This window comes from Amycolatopsis sp. NPDC059657 (assembly GCF_042734395.1).
Classification (GTDB): domain Bacteria; phylum Actinomycetota; class Actinomycetes; order Mycobacteriales; family Pseudonocardiaceae; genus Amycolatopsis.
Map to the genome: position 1 here is coordinate 1 of NZ_JBHWEB010000240.1, position 5,092 is coordinate 5,092.

The window sequence follows — 5,092 nt, forward strand, 5'->3', positions numbered from 1 at the left end:
GTGTTGCTTGAGAACTCAACAGTGTGCTAGTGAACTAAGCCAGTAGAGCTTATATATTGAACCTCGTTTGAGGTTCCTTTGAGTGCATTAAATTGCCTCGATTAAACTGTTCATTGTTGGAGAGTTTGATCCTGGCTCAGGACGAACGCTGGCGGCGTGCTTAACACATGCAAGTCGAACGATGAAGCCTTCGGGTGGATTAGTGGCGAACGGGTGAGTAACACGTGGGCAATCTGCCCTGTACTTTGGGATAAGCCTTGGAAACGAGGTCTAATACCGGATATGACTGAGCCTCGCATGGGGTTTGGTGGAAAGCTCCGGCGGTACAGGATGAGCCCGCGGCCTATCAGCTTGTTGGTGGGGTAATGGCCTACCAAGGCGACGACGGGTAGCCGGCCTGAGAGGGTGACCGGCCACACTGGGACTGAGACACGGCCCAGACTCCTACGGGAGGCAGCAGTGGGGAATATTGCACAATGGGCGCAAGCCTGATGCAGCGACGCCGCGTGAGGGATGACGGCCTTCGGGTTGTAAACCTCTTTCGCCAGGGACGAAGCGCAAGTGACGGTACCTGGATAAGAAGCACCGGCTAACTACGTGCCAGCAGCCGCGGTAATACGTAGGGTGCGAGCGTTGTCCGGAATTATTGGGCGTAAAGAGCTCGTAGGCGGTTTGTCGCGTCGGCTGTGAAAACTGGAGGCTTAACCTTCAGCGTGCAGTCGATACGGGCAGACTTGAGTTCGGTAGGGGAGTCTGGAATTCCTGGTGTAGCGGTGAAATGCGCAGATATCAGGAGGAACACCGGTGGCGAAGGCGGGACTCTGGGCCGATACTGACGCTGAGGAGCGAAAGCGTGGGGAGCGAACAGGATTAGATACCCTGGTAGTCCACGCTGTAAACGTTGGGCGCTAGGTGTGGGCGACATTCCACGTTGTCCGTGCCGTAGCTAACGCATTAAGCGCCCCGCCTGGGGAGTACGGCCGCAAGGCTAAAACTCAAAGGAATTGACGGGGGCCCGCACAAGCGGCGGAGCATGTGGATTAATTCGATGCAACGCGAAGAACCTTACCTGGGCTTGACATGGACAGGAAACATCCAGAGATGGGTGCCCCCTTGTGGTCTGTTCACAGGTGGTGCATGGCTGTCGTCAGCTCGTGTCGTGAGATGTTGGGTTAAGTCCCGCAACGAGCGCAACCCTTATCCTACGTTGCCAGCGCGTTATGGCGGGGACTCGTGGGAGACTGCCGGGGTCAACTCGGAGGAAGGTGGGGATGACGTCAAGTCATCATGCCCCTTATGTCCAGGGCTTCACACATGCTACAATGGCTGGTACAGAGGGCTGCGATACCGCGAGGTGGAGCGAATCCCTTAAAGCCGGTCTCAGTTCGGATCGCAGTCTGCAACTCGACTGCGTGAAGTCGGAGTCGCTAGTAATCGCAGATCAGCAACGCTGCGGTGAATACGTTCCCGGGCCTTGTACACACCGCCCGTCACGTCATGAAAGTCGGTAACACCCGAAGCCCACGGCCCAACCCGCAAGGGAGGGAGTGGTCGAAGGTGGGACTGGCGATTGGGACGAAGTCGTAACAAGGTAGCCGTACCGGAAGGTGCGGCTGGATCACCTCCTTTCTAAGGAGCACAACACATCCACCGCCCCGGGATACCCGGATCAAGGTTGGTGGGGTGGCTGGGGCTCAAGTGCCGAATGTGTACTTGCCTCGGTTGCTCAAGGAATTGTGGAACTACTGGTTATGGGTTCTTCTGGTGAAAGAATTCCGGTTTAGTACTGCGGCTTGCCGCGTGGAGGAATTGGATGGGCATCAGGGAAGTTCTTGTTCGCTAGTACGCTGTTGGGTCCTGAGGCAGCACGCTGGTGTTGTTTCTGGTGTGGTGTTTGAGAACTGTAGAGTGGATGCGAGCATCTTTGTGGTCAAGTTTTTAAGGGCACATGGTGGATGTCTAGGCTTCAGGAGCCGATGAAGGACGTGGGAGGCTGCGATATGCCTCGGGGAGCTGTCAACCGAGCTGAGATCCGAGGATTTCCGAATGGGGAAACCCAGCACCAGTTATGTGGTGTTACCCGTACCTGAATATATAGGGTATGTGGAGGGAACGCGGGGAAGTGAAACATCTCAGTACCCGTAGGAAGAGAAAACAACCGTGATTCCGTGAGTAGTGGCGAGCGAAAGCGGATGAGGCTAAACCGTGCACATGTCAAGCTGTCAGGCGTTGTGTGTGCGGTGTTGTGGGACCCGCCTTGAAGATTCTGACAAGTCTTCGGAGGCACGTTGCAGTTAGTGGAACACCTTGGGATAGGTGACCGGAGTGGGTGAGAGTCCCGTACGCGAAAACTGTGATTGTGTTTCTTGGTGGTGTTCCCGAGTAGCAGCGAGCTCGTGGAATTTGCTGTGAATCTGCCGGGACCACCCGGTAAGCCTAAATACTTCCTGAAGACCGATAGCGGACTAGTACCGTGAGGGAAAGATGAAAAGTACCCCGGGAGGGGAGTGAAAGAGTACCTGAAACCGTGTGCCTACAAGCCGTCAGAGCCTTCGGGTGATGGCGTGCCTTTTGAAGAATGAGCCTGCGAGTTAGTGCTGCGTGGCGAGGTTAACCCGTGTGGGGTAGCCGTAGCGAAAGCGAGTCTGAATAGGGCGATTTAGTCGCGTGGTCTAGACCCGAAGCGGAGTGATCTACCCATGGCCAGGGTGAAGCGACGGTAAGACGTCGTGGAGGCCCGAACCCACTTAGGTTGAAAACTGAGGGGATGAGCTGTGGGTAGGGGTGAAAGGCCAATCAAACTCCGTGATAGCTGGTTCTCCCCGAAATGCATTTAGGTGCAGCGTCACGTGTTTCTTGTTGGGGGTAGAGCTACTGGATGGTCTAGGGGCCTTACCGGGTTACCGAAATCAACCAAACTCCGAATACCAATAAGTGAGAGCGTGGCAGTGAGACGGCGGGGGATAAGCTTCGTCGTCGAGAGGGAAACAGCCCAGAACACCAGCTAAGGCCCCTAAGTGTGTGCTCAGTGGGAAAGGATGTGGGATTGCCCAGACAACCAGGAGGTTGGCTTAGAAGCAGCCACCCTTGAAAGAGTGCGTAATAGCTCACTGGTCAAGTGGTCCTGCGCCGACAATGTAGCGGGGCTTAAGCACACCGCCGAAGCTGTGTCATTCATGCAATACATCGGCTTCCATCTTCGGGTGGTTGTCTAGTGGTATGGATGGGTAGGGGAGCGTCCTGCATCCAGGGAAGCGGCGGCGGAAGCCAGTCGTGGAGGGTGTGGGAGTGAGAATGCAGGCATGAGTAGCGAATGCAGAGTGAGAAACTCTGCCGCCGGATGACCAAGGGTTCCTGGGCCAGGCTAATCCGCCCAGGGTAAGTCGGGACCTAAGGCGAGGCCGACAGGCGTAGTCGATGGACAACGGGTTGATATTCCCGTACCCGAGCATGTGCGTCCCTGATGAGGCGGTTGATACTAACCACCCAAAGCTTTTATGGAAACCTTCGGGTGAAAGTGAAAGTGGAGCGTGGGATCTGATTCCGTAGTAGTCAAGTGATGGGGTGACGCAGGAAGGTAGCTCCGCCAGTGAATGGTAGTACTGGTGTAAGCGTGTAGGCCAGATGGTAGGCAAATCCGCCATCTATTAAGGCTGAGACGTGATGCGTAGCCGATTGAGGTGAAGTAGAGTGATCCTATGCTGCCGAGAAAAGCCTCTAGCGAGTGCATGCACGGCCCGTACCCCAAACCAACACAGGTGGTCAGGTAGAGAATACTAAGGCGATCGGGTGAACTGTGGTTAAGGAACTCGGCAAAATGCCCCCGTAACTTCGGGAGAAGGGGGGCCAGTGCTCTTGAAGCCTCTTGCAGGCTAGGGAGTGGTGGCCGCAGAGACCAGCGGAAAGCGACTGTTTACTAAAAACACAGGTCCATGCGAAGTCGCAAGACGATGTATATGGACTGACGCCTGCCCGGTGCTGGAACGTTAAGAGGACCGGTTAACTCCTTCGGGGGTGAAGCTGAGAATTTAAGCGCCAGTAAACGGCGGTGGTAACTATAACCATCCTAAGGTAGCGAAATTCCTTGTCGGGTAAGTTCCGACCTGCACGAATGGCGTAACGACTTTCCGGCTGTCTCAACCACAGGCCCGGCGAAATTGCACTACGAGTAAAGATGCTCGTTACGCGCGGCAGGACGGAAAGACCCCGGGACCTTTACTATAGTTTGGTATTGGTTTTCGGTTCGGCTTGTGTAGGATAGGTGGGAGACTGTGAAGCGGCCACGCTAGTGGTTGTGGAGTCGTTGTTGAAATACCACTCTGGTCGAATTGGGAATCTCAACCTCGGACCATGATCTGGTTCAGGGACAGTGCCTGATGGGTAGTTTAACTGGGGCGGTTGCCTCCTAAAGAGTAACGGAGGCGCCCAAAGGTTCCCTCAGCCTGGTTGGCAATCAGGTGTTGAGTGCAAGTGCACAAGGGAGCTTGACTGTGAGACAGACATGTCGAGCAGGGACGAAAGTCGGGACTAGTGATCCGGCACCACCTGGTGGAAGGGGTGTCGCTCAACGGATAAAAGGTACCCCGGGGATAACAGGCTGATCTTGCCCAAGAGTCCATATCGACGGCATGGTTTGGCACCTCGATGTCGGCTCGTCGCATCCTGGGGCCGGAGTAGGTCCCAAGGGTTGGGCTGTTCGCCCATTAAAGCGGCACGCGAGCTGGGTTTAGAACGTCGTGAGACAGTTCGGTCCCTATCCGCCGCGCGCGTAGGATACTTGAGGAAGGCTGTCCCTAGTACGAGAGGACCGGGACGGACGAACCTCTGGTGTGCCAGTTGTCACGCCAGTGGCATGGCTGGTTGGCCACGTTCGGAAGGGATAACCGCTGAAGGCATCTAAGCGGGAAGCCTGTTCCAAGATGAGGTATCCCACCCCCTTTGAGGGGTTAAGGCCCCCAACAGACCATTGGGTTGATAGGCCAGAAATGGACGCACAGTAATGTGTTATCGAGTTGACTGGTACTAATAGGCCGAGGGCTTGCCCACAAAAATGCTTCGCATCCACTCTACAGCTCTGAAACCCCACACCGTG

General features: G+C 55.6%; 2 rRNA genes. Both read left to right on the plus strand.

From position 1 onward, the window contains the following. The first annotated feature begins 113 nt into the window (after positions 1-113). Positions 114-1,629, plus strand: a 16S ribosomal RNA gene (locus ACFV15_RS47740). Between the two features lie 299 nt (positions 1,630-1,928). Beyond that, a 23S ribosomal RNA gene (locus ACFV15_RS47745) occupies positions 1,929-5,046 on the plus strand. The 16S and 23S rRNA genes sit together here, the layout of an rRNA operon. Positions 5,047-5,092 lie beyond the last annotated feature (46 nt).